Origin of the sequence: Crystallibacter degradans, from assembly GCF_012952295.1 — a bacterium.
Classification (GTDB): Bacteria; Actinomycetota; Actinomycetes; order Actinomycetales; family Micrococcaceae; genus Crystallibacter; species Crystallibacter degradans.
Genome location: NZ_JABBCH010000079.1, coordinates 1 through 637, shown reverse-complemented (window position 1 = coordinate 637; position 637 = coordinate 1). Strand labels below are relative to the sequence as shown.

Below are 637 nucleotides of genomic sequence, written 5' to 3'. Positions count from 1 at the left end.
TGACCACTGAGCCCTCAGGCCTCAGCCCGCGCAACACCACCCGCGGCCGACCAAGGACCACGGGCACCGATGTCTGCGCCCGCTGCAGCCGCAACGCGGGCAAGGCCCGGGTGAGGTGGCCGGAGGGAAAGGTCTGCGGACCCTGCTTTACCGTCGCCACCCGGACCTACGGCAGCTGCCCCGGCTGCAACCAGCATCGCCTCCTCCCCGGACCCCCATCCCACCAGGACGGACCCCGCTGCGCCGAATGCGCAAGCATCCCCCACGACTTCCGTTGCACCCGCTGCCGGACCGAGACCGAGTCCTACCGGCGCGGCACCTGCGCCCGCTGCGCCCTCCGCGACGACCTCACCGCCATGCTGCTCACCCACCCGGCAGACCCGGCCGCGATGGGCCGGCTGGTAGACGCCCTCTGCCAAGCCGAGCGCCCGGAGAGCATCATCACATGGAAGCGCTCTCCCAAGGTCCAGGCCCTCCTGGCCTCACTCTCTACCGGGAGCACTCCGCTGACCCACGAAGGCCTCGACCAGCACATTGAGACGGCAGGGCGCGCCGTTGACCACCTCCGCGCCATTCTGGTCCACCACGGCCTGCTCCCATACCGGGACCCGTACCTTGCCCGCTTCGAGACGTGGAT

Annotated in this window: 1 pseudogene; it reads left to right on the top strand. The window is 70.5% G+C overall.

The features are described 5' to 3' along the window. Positions 1-637 (top strand): annotated as a pseudogene (locus tag HGO92_RS23185) (recombinase XerD); the annotation flags it as partial.